Source organism: Desulfosporosinus meridiei DSM 13257 (assembly GCF_000231385.2).
Lineage (GTDB): Bacteria > Bacillota > Desulfitobacteriia > Desulfitobacteriales > Desulfitobacteriaceae > Desulfosporosinus > Desulfosporosinus meridiei.
In genome coordinates this window covers 1,517,065-1,537,987 of the sequence record NC_018515.1, presented here as the reverse complement: position 1 = coordinate 1,537,987, position 20,923 = coordinate 1,517,065, and the positions used below count along the sequence as shown (strand labels likewise).

The following is a 20,923-nucleotide window of genomic DNA, read 5'->3' as shown; positions in this document are numbered from 1 at the left end:
CTTTTAAAATGTTATATTTTAATGGATATGAACCTCATTCTAATTGGAACCACTCCTATTCAGCGCAGACATTGTTGCTTAGGGATGAAAACGAGGCTTTTGAAATCCTGAAGATGCACCCCTGCTCCTGCCACCATGCCCCATTCTCTTTCTTCCCGAGGAACCTGAGTTGGATTTCAGAAAGGAAGCGAAGGTAAGCCCGGCAAGAATAATTAGCATTAATCCCACCTTAAAATAGGAACCCTCAAGCAAAACAGTTCCTGAAATCAAGAACCCACTGCTCATAATCGCCCTCACAATCCGGCTTGTCTGGTCCATCTGGCTCTGTAAAAGATTCGACTCAAAACTCCTAGAAGGATGAAGTCTGATCTCGCCGCCTTCGAGACCGGCAATGAGCCGATTTAATTTTTCGGGGAGAGTAACAACCTCTGTCAGGGTTTTTTTGGCCTGGTCAATAATAAAGCCTGTAGGGCCGTTTCCCGCTGCTTCCCCGGTCAACAACTCTTCTGCATAGGGTCGAAGGGTCTTAATAAGATCAAGCTGCGGATTCAGTCCTCCGCAAATCCCCATGATAGTTAACAGGGACTTTCCTAAAAACAGGGTCTGGGCCGGAATTTGAAAAGGTTGAGAATACATAAACTCTCGCAGCTCCAACAGCAATTCTTCAGAATTGACGTTTCTCAGATTAGGATCTTCAAAGACATTAGCTAAGATCAATTTTAGCCCCTTCGCCAAAGTCTGTTTGTCAGCATGGGATCGAAGAAATCCCAAGTTTTCAAAAACAGTTATCATCTGATCTGTATCTTTCTTAAATACGGCTAGAATAAAGGCCATCAATTCTTCCCGCATGCCTTTTTCAATCCGCCCTACCATTCCAAAATCTATGAATATAAGAGTACCATCCTCTTTAACTAGTAAATTTCCGGGATGGGGATCAGCATGAAAAAATGCATCAGAGAGTAATTGTTGAACATAGGCCGAAATCAAAGTATCTGCCAGTTCTGCCCTGTCAATTCCTGCCCGGGCTAGGTTCTCGTAATCGTTCACCTTACAGCCTGTGACGTATTCCATCACTAAGACATGCTGAGTCGTGTATTCCCAATAGACTTCAGGTACACTAATTCTCGAGTCCCCTGAGAAATTTGCCCGGAAGATATCCGCGTGTTGACCTTCCTTGGTGTAATCCAGTTCATCCTGAGTAGTTTCTACGAACTCATTATAGATCTGCTCCAAATCCACCGCAGCACTTATCTTGGGGTAGCGCTTGGCAAAGGTCACCATAAAGCGAAGGGCGTTGAAGTCTGTCTGAATGATTTTCTCAATCCCAGGTCGCAAGACCTTAATCGCTACTTTATTCTGTCCCTGAATCTCAGCGACATGAACTTGCCCCAAGGAAGCAGAAGCAATCGCTTCTCTGGAAAAATTCAAAAAAACTTCAGAAATCGGTTTGCCATATTCCTCTTCAATTCGCTTAATAATTTCCTCAGTACCTACCGGCTTAACAGCGTCCTGCAGCTTGGAAAGTTCATTGGTGTATTCCTCTGGCAGAACATCAACCCTGGCACTAAAAAACTGCCCCAGTTTGATAAGCAGCCCACCCAGTTCCGTCGCGGTCTCTGTAAATACAGAAGCTTGTTTCCCATATACCCCTTTGATTTGCTTCTGATAGTTTTCGTCACTCAGAAATCTCTTTTTTTTATTTATCCACCAGAGCTGAAATACAAATTGGAGGAACATGGAGATAATCCTTCGCAAGCGTTTATCCTTGAAAAATCTAATAATGATCGGCATCTAATTCCTCCTAGTTACAACCTTGCACTTTTATGTTTACTTAAGTTGAGTCAGACTTTAAACCTTCCTCTTCCTCCCGGTAATGCCCTGATTAGGCCTTATTCTTTGGTTTTATTCGGATCCGAATCCTTTTCGCAAGAATTAAACAGCTCTTCAAAGAACCTACTTTTTCTGAACATCATGTCAGCAAATCTGGTCATAACATCCGATTTAAATAAGATTACGATCCCTCTTCTTTTGTTGCCAAGCACGATTAACTTCTCACCGGGTACGATACCGATCTCTTCTCTGGCCTCGGCAGGAATAACAACTTGTCCGCGTTCTCCCATAACTGTCGAGCCATAGAACTTACCATGATGCATCATTCTTACCACCTCTATAAGTATGATACATCATACTTTTCATACTTGCAACAAGATTCTATTGCGAATGGGAGCTAAAAGTTACTCTACTTCACACCAGGATATTAATTTACTTCAGCAAAAAAGGACTGCAGCAAACTGAATTCCAGTTTGTTGCAGTCCTTGATTATTAGTTATTAATCTCTTTAATTAGCCGACCATAATTGATACTGCCGAAGCATAGAATACATATCTGCCAATAAATTCTCCGACAAGAATTAAGGCCACTGCTAAGAGAATACTGTTTGCAGACAGAATTCTTCCTGCTTTGCTTTGCTTTAACACAAGGTTTGTAAGCATAATAACTCCGACGAGTGAGAATGCCCATCTGATGATTAAGGGAATCAGGTAACTGCCGGTTAAGAGCATGCTTGATGCTTGGGCAGCTGGGTCACCACTGTTCAGGCTGCCAAGGAAAACCGGCAGGTAGATCAGCGGTATAATCAAAGCCACAGCACCTACATAACAGACCTTTTTAAGGACGGCCATGGCCTCCGAGGATAAAGTCTGTCCTTTGGCTATATGCCCAATCAGAGCTATGGCCCCGGCACATCCCAACACGAAGGTAGCGCCAAAGAAGGCAATATAGGTATGGGCATTAGACCAGGCAGGACGGATGGAATTGCTATAGATACTTGCCATGCTAAGGATGGTTAATAGTCCGACAAAAGAAGTAAGCCACCCCAGACTGTTGCCTGAACTTTCTTTCTGATAAGCCTTGTAAGTGAAAAACCATAGAACTAAAAATCCTCCGGCTGTGAGTATTTCACGACTTAACCATGACGATCCTAAGTTCAAGAGAGATCGATAGGCACCAAATGGGGTACCCAGGTGAAAGAGGGAGAAGATTAGAGCCAGGGCCATGAGTGGACCGACTGCTCCAATGCCGAAATTCGTAAGATTTCGAGCTGCCAAGGCATCTTTTGGGGCTAACAGGGAACGCACGAGCACTAGCAGAATAAAACTTCCAATTGCTAGTTGACTGATTAGAGTAAACATCATTAAGGGCCATTCTTCAGCAAACATTGATCAGGCCTCCTTTATCACTTGCTTGAACTACTTCATAGCTTCTTTATTGGGATGAATAGTCAAATGCGGCTTGGTAATTCCTGAGTCGGGTAATCCTTTGATGTCTGCTGTATTGCCATACTTTTTACGCAGTTCTTCGATATCCCCAAATTCAAGAGCTCTCATTTGACAAGCTGCTACACAAGCAGGCACTTCCCCGGCGTCAATCAGATCCACACAGAAATTACACTTTCCGGATTTGCCTTTGGATTCAATATATTTAGGTTGACCGTAAGGGCAAGACCAAGTGCACATCTTACAGCCGATACATTTTCCTTCGTCGAACATGACGATCCCGTCTTTTTCCCTTTTGTACAGCGCCCCGGTAGGACAATTCTTTGTACACTTAGGTTCTGCACAATGATTGCAGGCAATCGAGAGATTATAAGCCCAGGGGTTGGGAAACTCTCCCCCTTCAAAATTGTAAACCTTGCGGAAAAGTGTCCCTACTTCCAAATCATTCTTATCACTACAGGCAATTTGACATACTTTGCAGCTGGTGCAAATCGTCATATCATAATAAAATCCTAGTTGTGCCATTCTTGTTCACCTCTCTTAGAAAATAATTCGTTGAGGCCATTTGTAATCTGGCTCAAGGGGCTTATCGTACTTTTCAACCTTGACATTACATGAATTATATCCCGAATGGCCTTGACCAGTGGCAATGTGTCCATTAATGATCCCAGTACTTCCGGCTTTGTCCACCCCGGCTTGCTCGTCCATCTCAACCCAAGCCCCTTCTCCCAGGGCTACAACCCCCGGCATAATACGTTCTGTGACATAGGCAGGACGGATTACCACTCCGTGACGGCTAGTGACCTTAACAATATCATTAGTCTTAATCCCTAATTTCGCCGCATCGCCGGCATTCATCCAGAATTCTTGGGGGAAAGCTTCTCTAAGCCAAGGAACATTATCCAGGGTGGAATGGGATCGTCTGTAATAGTGGATGGTTACAATCTGGAAAGGATAGCCGTCTTTGACCCCATCTTCATATCCTTCACGAGGCGGATCATATTTCGGGATGGGAGATTTTGTTGAAAAGCCGATTTTATCAATCTTCTTAGAGAGTGTGTCACAATAGATTTCAAATTTACCGCTGGGAGTAGCTAGTTTTTTGCCAACGGGGTCAGCCAGAAAATCCTCAAAACTCGTAAATTCCAATTTATCTCCGCGAGATCTGGGAACTTGGTAAATTCCCTTTTCTTTGAATTCCTGATAAGAAATGCGCCCAGTCTGGGGTGCTCCTTTCGCTCCCAGAGCTTGAATATCTTCAGCGGTAAAGGTAACCAGTTTTTCATAGCCCGATCCATCAGCTTTCATAACTGTAGCTCCGGCGATCTGATTATATAATTGTTGTTCCTCTGAAACTGGGTCAACTATTTTAGTGTCTACCCCTAAGCGCTTAGCGATTTCTGCAACAATCCACATATCACTTTTGGCTTCAAATAGAGGCTTGATTACTTGGGTATGGTAAATGAGGATTTCCCGGTTTCCGGTCAGTAACCCGCCAAGTCTCTCCCACTGGGAGGTAACCGGCAATACCAGATCAGAGTACCTAGCGTCAGTGGTCAAGAATAGATTCTGAGCAACGGCAAATTCAACCTTTTTATGAGCTTCAATCCCTCTGGTTGCACCAGCCCTCTGATTCAAGGTATGACTAAACCAGTTCCAGATCATCTGGATATTAACGTCGACCTTCTTGCCTTTACTTTCCGTAAATTGACCATCGAGAACTGCATCCCACATTTCCCCGCTATTGATTCGACTTTTCGCGATGGGGTTATTAACTTTAGGAATGCCATTGCCTCCCGGCTGAACTAAAGCCGGACCGGCATTCGTTGCCGAATTATGCATATTAGGACTTACCCCGGCACCCGGAATCCCAATATTTCCTGTCATATAAGCTAAAGTCATCATGGCATGAGGCAAGTGTTCACCATTATTAATTCGGGCTGGTGCTCCTCCGGAAATGATAGCTGCCGGCTTAGTTGTGGCATATTCATGAGCAAACTTCTTAATAATGTCCACGCCGACACCACAAATTTCCGAAGCCCATTCCGGAGTCTTTGGTGTTCCGTCAAAGGTTCCCAGCACATAATCCTTAAAGTTTTCTTTAGGGTCTGCACCTGCGGGCATATGATCAGCATCAAAGCCAATGGTGCAATTATCTAAGAAACTCTGGTCGAGTAAATTGTTGGTAATGATATAATGGGCCATACCTAAGAGCAAGGTAGTATCTGTTGCCGGACGAACGGGAATCCATTGATCTCCCAAGGTTCGGGCAGATTCAGTATAAAGAGGGTCAATAACAATAAACTTCGCTCCGGCCTTTTTAGCTTGTAAATAGTTGTAGGTGGGTAAGCCTTGACTGGATTGAGCAGGGTTAGCCCCCCAGAGGATGATGAGTTTGGAATCACGCAATCTAAAGCGGTCATTTCCTGAAGAGGCACCATTGTTGGGCAGACCTGTCACAGTACTATAAACATCAGGCCATGATCCCCAGGAAACATTCCCCCAGCGCTCAGTACAGCCTCCATAAGCATTCAAGAGACGTTGGGGTTCCATTCCACCGCCGGAACCACCGGCAGGCGCAAAGAAACTGGCATTTCCATACTTATCCTTGATCCGCATTATTTCACTGGCCATAATATCCAAGGCTTCATCCCAACTGATCCGGACCCACTCGTCCTTACCACGCAGCTCTTTGTTGCCGCCGCCGGGTTCCCAGTTCTTTCGTTTCATGGGGTATTTCAGACGATCCGCTCCCAGCACCATCTTTCGGTGGGAACGTCCCCGGGCACAGCCCCTTTGCTGGGGAAAGTCTGGGCTATCGGGATGAGTGTCATCGGTTTTCTGCCGAATAACAACCCCTTCGACAACATAGGCTTTGTTAAGACAGCGGCCTCCGCAGTTATGCCAGCAAGCCGCGGTAATCCATTCACCTTGCTTTTGAGATAACTCCGCCGCCTTATCTGCGTCAACCTTTTGCAACCCGCAACCAGGCAGAGTGACGGCGGCAACTGCCCCTGCAGATAAACCAAGAAACGACCTTCTGTTTAACTTGTGGTTAATTGCTTTCTCGACCAAATTGGCCATAGTGGATTTCACCTCCATAGAAATTAAAACCTTTAGTTTGCAGAGTTAACTGTTAAGAGTTCCTCAACAGCCCCTAGATCTAAAGACAAATACCCCATAAGGATACTTGCCATTCCTTTGTAGAAATCAGTGGTGGAATTATTGATAATATCCCGGCCAAAGCGAGGTACCCACTTTAGCAGGTGTTGCTGGAGAAAGCTTTGTTGATCTTCCAGAACCTCCTGAAAACTCTCACCGGATTTCGCTTTTTCATAAAGCTCCAGACATAGCTGATACATAAAATCCAGTTCCAAGCCGATATGGTCATCTGCTTCCTGCTGAAATTGAGCGGGGAGAAATAAATGCTTTAGATAAGCTCCTCTTACCTCCAGGGTCTCCTTTTGGAAAAGAAGTTTATCTTCATTAGCATAAGCCGACTCCCAGGGCGGTGCCGCCAACTGGTCGGGACCGATAAACAGGCGGGTATAATCCCACTGCAGCCCATCCACGTCTTGCCTGCTTAGCCCAGAACTTCGGTTGAGTGAGGAATCGACGGCCTTAATTCCTTTGAGAATATCTTCACTTTCCGAGGCAAAAGGGAATTGTACGATGGTATTCTTCATCAACTCTAGGTACTCTTGTGACGGTTCTGAAGCAAATGTCCTCCTCAAGACGTCGTAAGCGTAGGCCCTTAGCTCAATTAGGGCTAATACACCTTCACTAACCGGTTGGTTTGTTGTCGTTTGAGTCGTTATGCTGTCTAACATACAAATCACCTCCACATATGGTATTATTACATATTTTGATTTGTACAGGCGTACATGTATTGGCTTGTTTTTTTGTACAGAATTACAAAAGAAACTTAATAAAAAGGGAACTTCGCTAACTAAATTCAATTGAACAAAAGACTGTGAACTGAACGCCGCTAAATATAAGCAAATCCCCTAGTGTTTAAGTCGATTTTAAGCATCAGCTTAAGCACTAGGGAATCTTTGGGACATTTTACAAAAACAAATCCACTTTAAGTCTTTATCCAATACTTTAATTTTTCTTTAACCGGATAAAAACGAATTGAAGGTTTGGTTAGTCGGATATTCGGGAATCCTTCGATAGTGGCAACCGTGTCTTTAGGGTACTGTTCCATATTAATAGTGCTTAGCGCACCTGTATGACAGGCGTTGACACAAGCCGGCAGCAGCCCGACTTCTCTGCGGGGCAAGCAAAATGTACATTTACTGGCTTTGTTTTTTTCGATGTCAAATTGAGGCGCATTATACGGACAGGCAGAGACGCAGTCCATACATCCGTCGCAACGGTTAACATCAATCATCACAATGCCGTCCCGGCGTTTAACATAGGCTCTCCGGGTGCAAACCCTAAAGCACTCCGGGCTTTCACAATGATTACAGGATATCGATATATTTTTCCCCGCTTTAAGAGAAGACACTCTGCGCCAGTTAACATTAAGAGGTGTTGAGTTCTCATTTTTACAAGCCATCTCGCAGGACTTGCACCCTACACAGCGATCGGCGTTAAACAAAAAACCTATTTGCTCTGTCATCCTCAATCCCTCTCGATCTTTTTCACTTCGACAAATGCATTATAAAGTGCAGCACCGGCACTGCCGCTATTCCTTTTTCCCATATCCGCTGATAATCCGGAAAGAAGTTTATTGACAGGCTCCTTGCCGCCTTGGTAAAGCAGAACTATCCCGGGCACTAGTTCGGAATTGATCCTGGCCTTCCGAGTGACCTTACCCTGTCCATTATAGATTATGACCCCATCCTCATCCTTAATCCCTCTCTCGGCTGCATCAAGAGGATTAATAGTTAACACATCTTCTCTCTCATCTCTGCCTAGCCACTCCCGGGCCCAATTCTGTGAATGTATTCCTGTAATATTTTGCGGAGTTAATAAGCGCAGCGGAAAAGAGGAGTCATTCTTTTCATTTCTATATTTAGGCAGGGCCGGTAGTTGATCCTCTTTAGCATCTTTAGAGAAGATCTCGAACTTTCCTGATTTAGTTTTAAAGTTAAAATCCCACCAAGGATTGTTCTGCTCAAGTAATTTTGCCGGCCCTGCAGATAAATCTCTCCAGCTTAATAAGCCGTAATGTCTCAAGACTTCAGGTGTAAACTCTCTCTCAATCCACTCCTCTGCTGTCCGATCAGAGGGAAAATTAGAAAAGTCGGGCCTCAATTCATTTAACCTGCGAGTTAATTGGCGGGCGATTTCCAAGTCGCTTTTGGCCTCAAAATAGGGCGGGATGGCTGGTTCATTAAGAGCCAACCACTGATGCCAATAACTAATATTCAAGTCAAAGTCCTCAAAATGACTTGCCGCAGGTAAGACTATGTCAGACATTTCTCCGGTTTTAGTCATAAATAAATCAACGGTTACGACCATTTCCAGTTCGTTGATTAAACACGTCCACTTTTGAACCTCTTGATCCTGACTCAAGGGATTTCTTCCTGCAATCCATAAAAACCTAACTGGGGGATCAGTCAAAGATAATACTTGAGACGGAAAATAATTAATATCAACGCTTCTCGATACTTGTCCATCATTCGGCCCAGAATGATTTAATAAATTTAAGGGAAATAGATCTATGCCGGGATGGAAGTAGTAAAAACCACCTCCGACTTTTCCCACATTCCCGGTTATCGCACTTAAGGCATAGATTGCTCTTACATTTTGTCCTCCGTTTTGATACCGCTGTAAGCCATATCCACACCACGTAGCCACGGGATCATATTGCCAAAGCAGGTCCGCGAGGAATTGCAGGGTGCGTTCCTCAACTCCGGTTAGACTGCATACTTCTTCAATGCGTACTATCTCATGAAGATATCTGCGAAAACTATCCCAGCCTTCAACATGATTCTCAACAAAGGAGGCATCAAACTTGCCCTTTTCAACCAAGATTTTAGAGATCCCTAAGGCCAGTAAACCGTCTGATCCTGGTCGCACTTGAATATAATGATCGGCCAGAACCGCTGTAGCAGTATACACTGGGTCAATAACAACCAGCACTGCCCCCTTATCTCTGGCCTGATTTATAAAGTTTAACTGATGGATGGCAGTCCAGGCAGGATTAGCCCCCCAAATCACGATTAACTTAGAATCTGACATGGATTCGGGATCAGGGTTTCTTCCCTCCCCTGAACTATAGGCGATTGCATCCAGGCCGGCAGACATACAGGCGTTGCCTCTTAACTTAGTATGGGAACCAAAGCTATTAAACATTCCTTCAGTAGCATAATGCATGAAGCCAACATTGCCCGAGAATTTATTATAGGAGAGAGAAAAATTTGAGCCATAACGCTGATTCAACTCAATTATTTTCTCAGCTATTTGACTTAAGGCCTCATCCCAAGTAATCCGCACCCAATTTCCTGAGCCTCTGGGATATTGTCTCAAAGGATATCTTAGCCGCTCGGGACTATAAACATAACGTGTATAAGCATATCCTTTAGCGCATAAGCGTCCCTGACAATAACCGTGGGCAGGGTCTCCCTCTAGTTTAATCAATTTGCCGTTAACAACATGGGAAAGCATAGCACAGGTATTGTAACAATTTCGAGGGCATACATTCCTATGTATCTTAAGATCATCCATCATAATACCTTCTCCTATCCCCCTGCTTCAGAGATCGGGTTACTTTTCTATTTCTGATGCTTTCAAGTACTTTATCTTAAAGGCCACCATAAGATCCAACTTGGTATCGAAATCATCCAAATTTATAGCCAATATCTCCTCAATTTTCTTCAAGCGATAGCGCAAGGTATTCGGATGTACATAACTAACTTTAGCAGTCTCCTTCAAATCACAGCGGTTTGCCAGGAAGGTTTCCAGGGTTTTCAGCAAATCCGTTTTCTGCACAAGATCATAGCGTTCTAAATCTCCTAAAGTTTCTTTGTAAAGTTCGGCTAACTCTTGACGGTCATGGTTATAGAGGATCTTGGTCACTCCTAACTTATCAAAAAAGGGAGTTCTTAAGCGAGAATCCATTAACTTGCCAAGTTCCAGGGCTACCTTTGCTTCTTGGTAACTCCGAAAGATCTCTTTAGGGTTTTTATAGATTCTTCCAATCCCTAAGCGCAAAGTTCGAGAAGGGATTCTTGTTTGAACAAGATTTTTCACCTTGTCTGTTAATAACTTGGTGTAGTCACTTTGTTCTTGATAGCTGTCTTTCGACTTAAAGAGAATGGCTATAACCTCTCCCTTTTTCTTAGTTAAAACAGGTTTTTCGCCCAACTCGTTCATTACAGATTGTACGCTGTCAAAAAGTACCTCAATTAATTCCTTATCACCGGAAAAATAGTCATAATCATCGAATTCAAAGACTAAAACACATTGCGGTTGACTTAAGTCCCATCCCCAAAGTTCTCCTCGAGAGATAATATCCTTCCCTGATTCCATATTTCCATAGAGCAGGTCAAAGAGAAATGCGTCAATATAGCGTTTCTCTGATAAGGAGAACTCCTTTTCTTTAGCTAACTGAACTGCAAAAACAAGTGAAGCAGCTTCGCCAACCCTTTGTATGGTCGTTGAATCTGAATCAGCTTTCTCTTCAATTATATATAAAAAACCCAAGGTTTCATTTTTAATATAACTCGGAAACGAATAGGCTTCATTGATATTGCTTCCCAAGTTTATCCGACACAATCCCGGATTATTTGACCTTTCAATCTGATTGCTTCTGATGAAGGAGTGTCTTGGATAAGCTTCATGAGTAGAAGCAATAATTTTGTGAAATTCATTAGTCACAATCACTGGTGCATCTATCACCTTTGTTAAGGCTTCAGCTATATCCGCTACTCCAGCCCCTTCGGCAATTATCCTTAGTAATCCAGATTGTAGTTTTTGCACCCCATGAATATCCATTACAATCCTCCTTTCCGTAGACATTTATTAGAGACAAGCATTTGCTTATATGCAGAATAATATTATCATTATATCAGATATCATTGGTGTATGTTGGTGATAATGTCGAAAAGTAGGATTCCAGTGATTGGAATCCTACTTTTCATTTTTTTACTTTATATGCTTTTTTGAAAACAAACTCTGCGAAAGACAAGCCTTCTTCTAATCATCTATAAGTGTCTTAATAATATCCATCCGGGTTATAATCCCAACAATTTTGCCATCCTCGATAACAGGTAAGCGTTTGATTTTTTTACTCACCATTAAAGATGCTGCCTCTTCAATAGATGCTTCTTTATTAATCTTTACCACCTGAGAAGTCATGATTTCCGAGGCTTGCAAGGCAATTAGTTTCTTTAAATCTGACTGGTATTGCCTTACACCACGGTAATATATAAGTGCACCTAAAATTCCCACGACTCCCGGAATCTGAGGATTTGTCTCTTTATGTAACAAGTCTCCTTCACTAACAATTCCTACAAGCTTCCCCTCAGAATCCACCACCGGTGCACCGGAAATTTGATGATCATACAAGATCTTAGCTACTTCCTTGATTTCCATATCCGTTCGAATGGTTATGACATTGGTTTGCATAACATCCTTGACCTTCATGAAATCACTCCTTTTAGCTTTAGTTTTCCAGAATTATAAATTCGTTCCGAAATTATTACTATATTGTACCATAATCGAAGGTATTTGTCTGAAGTTCTAAACTATTGTATCAAGGCTCAAAACTCAAGCTTTATCTTTTAGATACCAGCTGCCCCTCGGCATTAAATAAAGCTCCCGGATCACCGTCATTATTCCAGATATTTGATTGGGTCCAAACAAGGATACCTGCTCCGGATTGCGCTTTTTCTCCGCTGACAACTTTTAGGGTTCCACCACCAGCCAAGGTTGTACCTGCCGGAAATGTATAGGTTTGATTGCCAACCTCACTCACTAATTTCCAACCCGTTAGATCGACGGTTGAATTACTTGAGTTTATTATGCTCACTATTTCACCGCTTAAATCAATGTTTGACAGTTCTACAGTACTTTTAGCTGTGAGATCAGCAGCAGAGGATTTAGTAGAAGCTGATCCATTAGATGGAACCGATGCATTCTTATCAATTTCTATTGACGTCCCATCAGTGGTAACTACAATCGTCCCTGATTGATCCGTCCTATAGACTGCGACTCCAGCCTTGATCAATTTATTGATGACGCTAGGTGCCGGGTGACCGTAATCATTATCCGAACCAACAGAAATAATAGCATTTTCTGGTGACACAGCCTTTAAGAATTCATCCGTTGTCGAACTTTTACTGCCATGATGACCTATTTTAAGGACAGTTGCCTTTAAGTCTTGCCCACTTTTTATCATTTCCGCTTCAGAAATATCTTCCGCGTCTCCTTCGAAAAGAAATGATACTTGGCCATAAGTAAGTTTGAGGACTGCACTGTAATTATTCAGTTCTTCATAACTGCCGCTATTAGGTGCCAGAAATATCCCTTTTAAATCAGGAACTTCGAGTTTCACCCCCGCTTTAGCTTCGATTTTTTTAGCTCCACTGCTTTTAACAGCAGCAATAAAGTCCTCAAAGGTTCTGGAACTGGAGGCAGCATTAGGCAGGTAAACCTTTTTAGTCGGTATGCTTTGCATCACCACATCTAAGCCGCCGATATGGTCTTCATGGGGATGAGTAGCAACAATAGCGGATAACTCATTGATGCCCTTAGATTTTAAATAGTTGACTATTTTTTCTCCATCTTCATTATTTCCGCCATCAATGAGAATTGACTGCCCGCTGGGGGGAATTATTAGGGCACTATCTGCCTGACCGACGTCAAGGAAGTGAACCTGCAGCCTTCCGGCGCCAGCGTTGGTAGCAGTATCTGCAGGATTATTTACCACTGCGCCGCAGCCTGAAAGAAGTATGATTAGGAACATGATAATTGGCATATAAAATTCTTTTATGCGGTTTAACACTGGATGAAGACTCCCTTTCTTATTCATCGAAGAAATTATTTAGAAGGCTTTCGGCTTTCTGGTGACGGCGTAGTGTAGCCTCTGGATTTATGTGAATCTGGATGTTAATTACATCTCCTTCTTTTAGATCAAGGGGCAAACCACTGCGAGGGAAATTGAACATTACGCGGTTGTCCGTTTCTATAACGGCCCACTCTCCTTCAAACCGATCAATAATATACATAGCTGCTTCACTCCTTATATGAGAAATTCCCGCTGACTCTTTGTAAGTCTTTGCTAGAATCATTAATATGTGGGACCCTTGAAAGTTCTTTTCACGAAGCCGAACCAGACCAGTAACCATTAAACATTAAAGTTATTAGTCTGCCGACTCAGCCTGCGTTTTTCCTTCCATTTAGTCAAAACAGTATAGAATGACGGGACAACCACTAAGGTCATAACTGTGGAATAGAAAAGTCCCGCAATAATCGTGATTGCTAAAGCTCTGAACATAAGCTCTTTACCCGTTGCCAGAGATAATAAGCCGGCTATAGCGGTTCCTGCCGTTAATAAAACGGGCTTTAACCGCGCTCTTCCTGCATTAATAACCGCCTGCTCTAAAGCAACCCCAGCATGTCGTTCATTCTCGATGAATTCGATTAATACTATCCCATTCCTGACCACAATCCCTACCAGACATATTAAACCCATAACGGAACCGAAGCCGAAAGGTGTCCTGGTAATCAGAAGTCCTATCATACTGCCGGCGAAAGCCAGATAAACAGTACTCATCACGAGAATTGGCAGACTTAGAGAGTAAAACTGCATGGCGATGACAATTAAAATTAAGAAAATCGCCACAATCATTAGCCTGCCCATATCTGTAAAGATGTCTGTCTGCTCCGAGGTTTCCCCGCCAAACTCCAGTGTATACCCGGCAGGAAGTTTGATCCCTGCCATCAGCGGTCTGATTTTTTCCATAGCTTCCGTTGCCGTCACCCCATCTAAATCAGAGGTCACCTCTGCCAGTCTGCTCAAATTTCTCCTGGGCACGGTATTAATGCTAAAGGACGGCTCCATTTGAGCTACTTCCTTCAAAGGAATCAGCTTTCCACTGGCATTAGGAACATATAACCTGTCAAATACCAACCTAGGGTCTGGGCTTGACTTATCGGAGTACATTACAATGTTGATCAAGTCCTTGCCATTGTCAAATTCACTGACCTCAATTCCTTCTGTGGCTAATCTTAGAGTTTTGGTCAGGTCATCATATTTAACCAGGTTCTGATCCATCTGAGCTTTATTGATGGTTAATTCTATCCCTGTTTTATCTTGACCAATGGAGCCATTAATGTTAACGGCTCCGGGATATTTTAGCAAACTCTCCTTTACTTCGTTTTCCAGGGTTTGCAGAACGTATAGATCTTCCCCGTAGATGCGAATATCTATAGGAGCACCGATTGGCGGTCCGAACTTTATTTCTTTAGCCAGGACACGAATTCCAGGATACATTTCACTAAACTTAGCATTCCACTCCGGCACTAGTTCTTCAGTGCGTTTTTGTTCAGTATTGATCTTGACGACAATTTGCCCTAGGTTATTTCCTTTACCTATCGAAAGATCTCCCCGAAACATGGACGGTGCACTATCTCCAGCATAAGTGTTTACCAGAGTGATTCCCTCTTGTTTTTGAACCCAGGAGGCGATTTCCTGAACCTTTTGATTGGTACCATCCAAACTTTCCCCTTTTGGCATTCTTACATCAATCAACATTTCCCCCCGCACGGAATTAGGAAAAAGCTGTACCGGAAGCAAAGGAAATAAGCCGTAGGCCAGGGTACTGATTAGCACTGCCATTAAACCGACCTTTAAGGGCTTTCTTAAGATTCGGGGCATGAGTTTCTCTGAATACCACAGGGCCAATCTGTCCAGCTGCTTTCCTAAAAAACCGTTACTTTTTGAATGCCGAGCTGGAAATACGGACAACTTTTCAGCTCTCCAATGCCTAAAAATGGGTACAATTGTCAGAGACATGGCCATTGAAGAAATCATGGAGAGGCTAATAATAATTGGCAGAGGTCTAATAAATTGACCGACATTGCCTTGCAAGAAAGCAATAGGACCAAAGGCAAATATAGTTGCGGCAGTCGCAGTAAGAATCGAGATGAACACCTCGTTAGTTCCCTTCACAACTGCCTGTAAGGGAGGTTCCCCCAGCTCGATAAGTCTTCTTTCAATATTGTCGTTAACCACTACGGCATCATCCACTAGGATACCCAAGACGATGATTAAAGCAGCCACAGATACTAAGTTCATGGTAATATTCAGGTTTGGAGTCAGCATTAAGCCCATGGAAAGGGAGATGGGAATCGCCATAGCTATGATACAGGAGGTTACAAAGTTCAAGCCTAAAGAGCACACTAAGAGCACAGCAGCAACAGCCAGCAATACCTCTAGAGTAAGATCTGAGAAAAGATCCTCTATCCGTTCATTTTGAGAATAGACATGATTAAGCTGAGCTCCTGAGGGTAGTTGTTTCTCTAATTCTTTCATCATTTCATCAACATTTTTCTGCATACCGGGAACGTCACTACCGATTTCTCCTTGGACGCTGATGGAAATTGCCGGCTGGCCATTAAAACTGACTAAGGACTCCTCTTTTTCGCAAGCAACAGTGATTGTCGCAACATCCCTCAAGTATACGGGAACACCTTGGTTATTCATAGAGATAACTGTATTATAGAGTGCTTCCGGGTCATGAGTATCTTTGATTTTGAGCTGATAAAGCCTGTCTCCCTGCTCCAGGTCTCCTAAGGGAGTCCGCTCGTTCTCCTTTTTTATAGCTCCGGCGACTTGAGTCCAGGGAATTTCCAATTGATTTATTTTGTGAGTATCTACATCAATTCTTATTTCTTGGTCCGGCAGGCCCATTATGCTTACATCTGCCACATTGGGGAGAGTTCGAAGTTGATCCTTCCAGACCTTTAAGGTATCTCTCAGAGCATAGACCTCTTGATAAGAGTCTGCCGTTACCGTAAAGGTCTCAATAAAGGTTTTGCTTAAATCATCGTTAATTTCCGGTTGTTTACAGTCTGACGGAAGACTGCTTTCTACATCTTTAACTTTATTGCGCAGCTCATTCCATTTTTCTTTGGGATCCACCCCTTCTTGAAGTTGAACAACGATTTTAGAGTATTGAGGATTGGACTGTGAAGTTATGGACTTTAGTCCTTGTATTTCATTAATTTTCTCTTCAATCTTTTTGGTAACCGTCTGTTCGACTTTCTCCGGTGAAGCGCCTGGGTACACCGTAAGAACCATTGCCGTGTCAACCACAATATCCGGTTGTTCTTGATGGGCTAATTGAAAAAAGGTTATAAATCCATAGACCACCAGCATTATAAAGAAAAGCAGGGTGATCTTTCGTTTTTTGATCAAATACTCAATCACTGATCCCCACCCCCGGTTACCTTAACCTGAGCCCCATCAAAAAGGTCATCTACTCCACTAATGATCACCTCTGTACCTTCACTGAGGGGTGAGAGAATTTGAATTTTATTATCTTTCATCTCTCCAACAGTCACTTCTTGCTTGATACTTTTCCCATCATTAATAATAAATACATAGGGGTTTTTTCCGTTTAAGCTTCGAAGGGATTCCACGGGCAAAAATATAGATTGTCGAGTTTGGGTAACATGGTTGCAAACGGCTACCTGACCCGGAACCCAATCATGCTCTTTGTTTTCTATGGTCACTTCAACTCCGATTGTTCCTGTGAGAACATTGGTAGCCGAAAAGATATTAGTTACAGTGCCTTGCTTCTTTTGGCCATATAGACTAACGGTTACCGTATCCCCCTTTTTCCAGTCTCCAATGCTGCTGTCTGGGACGGGAAGTGTCAACTTGAGTAAATCAATATTCCCGAAACGAAGAACCGGGGTGCCTGCTGCTACGAGCTGACCATTGGAGGCCAATTTATTTAACACCGTCCCTTTAAAGGGAGCCTTGAGGACAGTCTTTTCCAAAGCCAACTTTGCTTGGTTAGTGTTTTCTTCCGCCAGCTTGTACCCGGCTAGGGCTGCTTCCTTAAGTTCGGCCCGGGCACCTTCAAGGGCCATGTCATAGGCAGCTTTAGCTGTTCTAAGATCGCTTTCTGATACACTAAGGCTCATTTGCGCCTTTTCATAATCACTTTGGGAAACTGCCCCGGCCTGGAACAAAGCTTCCACTCTCTTTAAGTCATTAAATGCTTTTTGATAGACTGCATTCGCTTTGTCAAAGGCCGCTTTAGCCGTTTCCTTTTCTTGATCTCTCGCCCCATTTAAGGCTTGGTTAAGATTCGCTCTGGCCTGTTCAAGAGAAGCACCGGCAATTTCTGTATTAATTTGATATTGACTGGGGTCTAAACTGGCAATAACGTCCCCACCTGCTAAGTTATCACTCTCCTGTTTTTCTAAAGCAACAATTCTGCCCGGTACTTCAAAGGATAAAATTGCCTCCTCTATAGGCTGCAACATTCCAGAAAGCTCAAGCTTATCCTCAACTTCAACCAATTTTGCTTTTTCCGTTTCTACGTTTTTTATACTTGAACCTGTTTCAGATTCTTCGTTGTGAAGATTAGAACATCCCACGGTAAAGTTAAGTAAAGAAAAAATTAAAACGCAGGAATAAATCATTTTTTTCACAAAATCCACCTCTTTTAATGATAGTAAGGCTCTTCTATACATAGAGATTAGGCATTTGACAAAATAATGTCCCTGCAAAGAATAAAGAAGGATCGTGAAACAGGTTATGTAGCTTTAGGGTTTAATAATCCCTCTAAAAAGATCTTGGCGGCACTTCTGCACAACCTCTCAATCTCTACTGGAATCAGCTCTCCTTCGAGTCTGCTCTGAACCACAAAAAGACCAATAAGAGATTCAACGTACATAAGCGCCGCAATAAAGAAGTCATTTTCTTTCAGTATTCCTTGGTTATATAATTCTGTGAGTTTTTCTTCGAGAATCTCGATCACCGTTTTTAGGGTTTTTGTTACATTCCTGCTTAATTCGGATCTCTTTTTGGATTCTATAATTGCAACTATTAATACCCCTTTACTCTCGACAATGCGTTGATAGAGTTCCATACCAAATTGAAAGAACATTTCTTCCGGAGAAAGTTGACTTTGAACAATGCTCTTAAGTCTTGAGTGACTATAATTAGTAATTTCCTTGGATATTTCCAGAAAGATGCCTTCTTTGCTTTTAAAATGCCTAAAGAGGGTGGCTTCATTGACACCTGCTGTTTTAGCAATCATTTTTGTAGTGGTTCCTTTAAAACCATTCTCCATGAATAATTGTCTGGCTGCTTCAATTATGTTCAGGCTTAGAGTATTATCTTGAGGATTCTTAAGTTCAGGATTTTCCACGAGCTAGACCTCCTATAAAGTGGTAGCATGAGTGCAAGTATGTACTTGCACTCATGCTACCACTTTATAGGTAAGAATTCAAGGTGTATTTTTGGGTCAGCTTTAGCTGAACCAGTTCACTGATGTCTCTCCAAAAAAGCCTTGCTTTTGAAGTTTAAGATTCTGTTAATACTATAGTAGCTATTGTTGTTTTATAGCTCTAATTCATCACAAAACTTAAAAAACTTAATATGATTATAGAAGGCTGGAACCCTTTATCCCTCAAAGACATAGATTGGTTGTAGTTGATAATGGTTATCAGACAAAAGGAGGACATATAACATGTGTGGTATCGTTGGTATGGTAAATTGGAGGCAGGATCTAACTCAACAAAAAGAGGTCCTAGTCAGTATGACTAATACCCTAATTCCTCGTGGACCTGATGCAGAAGGGTATTGGCTTTCCCCTCGTGCAGCGTTTGGACATAGACGACTAATCGTGGTGGATCCCCAGGGAGGTCTTCAACCCATGATTCGTCAACGGGGAGAACATACGTATACACTGATCTATAACGGTGAGCTCTATAATACACCTGAGATTCGTCAGGAACTTTTAAGTCGTGGTTACTCCTTTGAAGGCCATTCCGATACAGAGGCAGTATTATTGTCCTATATGGAGTGGGGGCCTTCTTGCGTGGAACGTCTCAATGGAATCTTCGCCTTTGGAATTTGGGACAGCAGAGAGCAAAACTTATTTGTTACGCGGGACCGCTTAGGGGTTAAACCCCTCTTTTACTCTGAAAAGGCCGGCTCTCTTATTTTCGCCTCCGAACTAAAAGCTTTATTGAAACACCCGGATATTTCCCCCACCTTAGGGCAAGAAGGCTTATCTGAGATCTTTCTCGTTGGCCCAGCCCGCAGTCCCGGGGTAGGTGTTTTTGAGGGCATTTCCGAGTTAAAACCTGGTCATGCACTTAAATATTCGGCCAATGGTCTAAGTATTTATAGGTATTGGGCCTTACCTAATAATATCCATGAAGACGATTTAAATACTACGACCCAAAAAATTCGCGAGCTTTTTCTCGATACAGTAAAACGTCAACTAGTTTCAGATGTCCCTATTGGAACCCTACTATCGGGAGGCTTAGATTCCAGCGCCATTACAGCCATAGCCGCAGTGGCTCAAGCAGAAAATCAAAAAGGATCACTGCCCACCTTCTCGGTTGACTATGCTGATAATGACAAATATTTTCTGCCTAATGCCTTTCAGCCCGGTGCCGATGGACCTTGGATTGAAAGAATGTCCCAGGCCTTTAACACTCAGCACACAAATTGTAAATTTAATATACCGGAACTGGTTGAGTCCCTCAAAGACTCTACCCTGGCCCGAGATCTGCCTGGGATGGCCGATGTGGATGCCTCTTTACTGCTCTTTTCCCGAGAAATCAAGCAAAGAATTACCGTGGGCTTATCCGGAGAATGTGCCGACGAAATCTTCGGAGGCTACCCCTGGTTTCATCGGCAAGAATCCCTGGAGGCCCAAACCTTTCCCTGGGCTCTTCACGTAGAAAACAGATTGCAGGTACTATCCCCTGAGCTGATTGATCGTCTCCAACCTCATAGCTACTTAAAGAAACGTTATGAGGAGGCACTGTCAGAAATTCCAAATTTGCCGGGCTCTGGCACGATTCATCAAGACAGCAGAACTTTATCCGGAGAACTACAACGGGAAGCCCGAATTCGGGAAATCAGCTATTTGACCATAACTCGTTTCATGCCAACGCTTCTCGATCGCAAAGACCGCATGACCATGGCTACGGGCCTGGAGGTGCGTGTCCCCTTCTGTGACCATAGGTTAGTTGAATACGCCTGGAATATTCCTTGGGAGATGAAGGCGATCGAAGGCAGAGAAAAAGGACTCCTTAGACATGCGCTGACGGGCATCTTACCCGAAGATGTACTCTGGCGCCGTAAAAGTCCTTATCCAAAAACCCATCATCCCAACTATTTATCCTCTGTTCGCACTTGGCTCCAAGAAATTATTGAAGACAGCACCTCCCCCATTCTTCCGTTTCTCAATCTCTCAGAACTAAGAAGTTTAATGAAGCTCTCGGATACAATTCCCTCCGGTCGCCCTTGGTTCGGTCAATTAATGGATATTCCCCAGCTTTTTGCCTATCTAATCCAGACCAATTTCTGGTTAAAAGAGAACAAAATCCAGTTCCGCTAAGAGCAGTAGGTTAATAGAATAGAAGGGCCTGCAATAACTTACAGGCCCTTCCTAAATAGAACTTTCTAACCTACTTCTTTTTTTCTCATAGGCAAC

Annotated in this window: 16 protein-coding genes; 1 reads left to right on the top strand and 15 read right to left on the bottom strand. The window is 43.1% G+C overall.

Annotation, left to right across the window (positions count from 1 at the left end):
• Positions 1-78: 78 nt before the first annotated feature.
• From DESMER_RS07060 to DESMER_RS06990, 15 genes are all read right to left on the bottom strand, one after another.
• Entirely contained in the window at positions 79-1,791 is a 1,713-nt protein-coding gene (locus tag DESMER_RS07060) for an ABC1 kinase family protein (RefSeq protein ID WP_014902375.1), read from the bottom strand.
• A 98-nt stretch (positions 1,792-1,889) separates the two neighbouring features.
• Positions 1,890-2,156: an AbrB/MazE/SpoVT family DNA-binding domain-containing protein gene (locus tag DESMER_RS07055; RefSeq protein WP_242831061.1), complete on the bottom strand. Its 267-nt coding sequence runs from the start codon at positions 2,154-2,156 to the stop codon at positions 1,890-1,892.
• 186 nt (positions 2,157-2,342) lie between these two features.
• A complete protein-coding gene (locus DESMER_RS07050; protein ID WP_014902373.1) occupies positions 2,343-3,218 on the bottom strand; it encodes a dimethyl sulfoxide reductase anchor subunit family protein in 876 nt (291 codons plus the stop codon).
• Between the two features lie 30 nt (positions 3,219-3,248).
• Entirely contained in the window at positions 3,249-3,800 is a 552-nt protein-coding gene (locus DESMER_RS07045; RefSeq protein WP_014902372.1) for a DMSO/selenate family reductase complex B subunit, read from the bottom strand.
• Between the two features lie 15 nt (positions 3,801-3,815).
• Complete coding sequence (locus tag DESMER_RS07040) at positions 3,816-6,359, bottom strand: molybdopterin-dependent oxidoreductase (protein ID WP_014902371.1); 2,544 nt, start codon at positions 6,357-6,359, stop codon at positions 3,816-3,818.
• Positions 6,360-6,391: 32 nt separating this feature from the next.
• On the bottom strand, positions 6,392-7,105 hold the full coding sequence (locus DESMER_RS07035; RefSeq protein ID WP_014902370.1) for a TorD/DmsD family molecular chaperone: 714 nt from the start codon (positions 7,103-7,105) through the stop codon (positions 6,392-6,394).
• 254 nt (positions 7,106-7,359) lie between these two features.
• Entirely contained in the window at positions 7,360-7,899 is a 540-nt protein-coding gene (locus DESMER_RS07030; protein ID WP_014902369.1) for a 4Fe-4S dicluster domain-containing protein, read from the bottom strand.
• Between the two features lie 2 nt (positions 7,900-7,901).
• The gene (locus DESMER_RS07025) at positions 7,902-9,956 is read right to left on the bottom strand and encodes a molybdopterin-dependent oxidoreductase (RefSeq protein ID WP_014902368.1); all 2,055 of its coding nucleotides are present in this window, start codon (positions 9,954-9,956) and stop codon (positions 7,902-7,904) included.
• Between the two features lie 36 nt (positions 9,957-9,992).
• Positions 9,993-11,222 (bottom strand): PucR family transcriptional regulator, encoded by a 1,230-nt coding sequence (locus DESMER_RS07020; RefSeq protein ID WP_014902367.1) that lies wholly within the window; start codon positions 11,220-11,222, stop codon positions 9,993-9,995.
• A gap of 201 nt (positions 11,223-11,423) precedes the next feature.
• Positions 11,424-11,873 carry a CBS domain-containing protein gene (locus DESMER_RS07015; RefSeq protein WP_014902366.1) on the bottom strand — a complete coding sequence of 150 codons (450 nt, stop codon included), beginning with the start codon at positions 11,871-11,873 and terminating at the stop codon, positions 11,424-11,426.
• Between the two features lie 130 nt (positions 11,874-12,003).
• Entirely contained in the window at positions 12,004-13,233 is a 1,230-nt protein-coding gene (locus DESMER_RS07010; RefSeq protein WP_014902365.1) for an MBL fold metallo-hydrolase, read from the bottom strand.
• A gap of 19 nt (positions 13,234-13,252) precedes the next feature.
• A complete protein-coding gene (locus DESMER_RS07005; protein WP_345787937.1) occupies positions 13,253-13,519 on the bottom strand; it encodes a DUF3006 domain-containing protein in 267 nt (88 codons plus the stop codon).
• Between the two features lie 56 nt (positions 13,520-13,575).
• The gene (locus DESMER_RS07000) at positions 13,576-16,662 is read right to left on the bottom strand and encodes an efflux RND transporter permease subunit (protein ID WP_014902363.1); all 3,087 of its coding nucleotides are present in this window, start codon (positions 16,660-16,662) and stop codon (positions 13,576-13,578) included.
• The gene (locus tag DESMER_RS06995) at positions 16,659-17,888 is read right to left on the bottom strand and encodes an efflux RND transporter periplasmic adaptor subunit (RefSeq protein WP_242831100.1); all 1,230 of its coding nucleotides are present in this window, start codon (positions 17,886-17,888) and stop codon (positions 16,659-16,661) included. The genes DESMER_RS07000 and DESMER_RS06995 overlap by 4 nt, the downstream gene beginning before the upstream one ends.
• Before the next feature lie 113 nt (positions 17,889-18,001).
• On the bottom strand, positions 18,002-18,619 hold the full coding sequence (locus tag DESMER_RS06990; RefSeq protein ID WP_014902361.1) for a TetR/AcrR family transcriptional regulator: 618 nt from the start codon (positions 18,617-18,619) through the stop codon (positions 18,002-18,004).
• Positions 18,620-18,940: 321 nt separating this feature from the next.
• Between DESMER_RS06990 and asnB the strand changes: the two genes are divergently transcribed.
• The gene (gene asnB / locus DESMER_RS06985) at positions 18,941-20,827 is read left to right on the top strand and encodes an asparagine synthase (glutamine-hydrolyzing) (protein WP_014902360.1); all 1,887 of its coding nucleotides are present in this window, start codon (positions 18,941-18,943) and stop codon (positions 20,825-20,827) included.
• Positions 20,828-20,923 lie beyond the last annotated feature (96 nt).

Bases quoted from the DNA above. Each gene is read 5' to 3' on its own strand.
- DESMER_RS07060 (WP_014902375.1), bottom strand. From the start codon at position 1,791: ATGCCGATCATTATTAGATTTTTCAAGGATAAACGCTTGCGAAGGATT.
- DESMER_RS07055 (WP_242831061.1), bottom strand. From the start codon at position 2,156: ATGATGCATCATGGTAAGTTCTATGGCTCGACAGTTATGGGAGAACGC.
- DESMER_RS07050 (WP_014902373.1), bottom strand. From the start codon at position 3,218: ATGTTTGCTGAAGAATGGCCCTTAATGATGTTTACTCTAATCAGTCAA.
- DESMER_RS07045 (WP_014902372.1), bottom strand. From the start codon at position 3,800: ATGGCACAACTAGGATTTTATTATGATATGACGATTTGCACCAGCTGC.
- DESMER_RS07040 (WP_014902371.1), bottom strand. From the start codon at position 6,359: ATGGCCAATTTGGTCGAGAAAGCAATTAACCACAAGTTAAACAGAAGG.
- DESMER_RS07035 (WP_014902370.1), bottom strand. From the start codon at position 7,105: ATGTTAGACAGCATAACGACTCAAACGACAACAAACCAACCGGTTAGT.
- DESMER_RS07030 (WP_014902369.1), bottom strand. From the start codon at position 7,899: ATGACAGAGCAAATAGGTTTTTTGTTTAACGCCGATCGCTGTGTAGGG.
- DESMER_RS07025 (WP_014902368.1), bottom strand. From the start codon at position 9,956: ATGATGGATGATCTTAAGATACATAGGAATGTATGCCCTCGAAATTGT.
- DESMER_RS07020 (WP_014902367.1), bottom strand. From the start codon at position 11,222: ATGGATATTCATGGGGTGCAAAAACTACAATCTGGATTACTAAGGATA.
- DESMER_RS07015 (WP_014902366.1), bottom strand. From the start codon at position 11,873: ATGAAGGTCAAGGATGTTATGCAAACCAATGTCATAACCATTCGAACG.
- DESMER_RS07005 (WP_345787937.1), bottom strand. From the start codon at position 13,519: ATGATTCTAGCAAAGACTTACAAAGAGTCAGCGGGAATTTCTCATATA.
- DESMER_RS06995 (WP_242831100.1), bottom strand. From the start codon at position 17,888: ATGATTTATTCCTGCGTTTTAATTTTTTCTTTACTTAACTTTACCGTG.
- asnB (WP_014902360.1), top strand. From the start codon at position 18,941: ATGTGTGGTATCGTTGGTATGGTAAATTGGAGGCAGGATCTAACTCAA.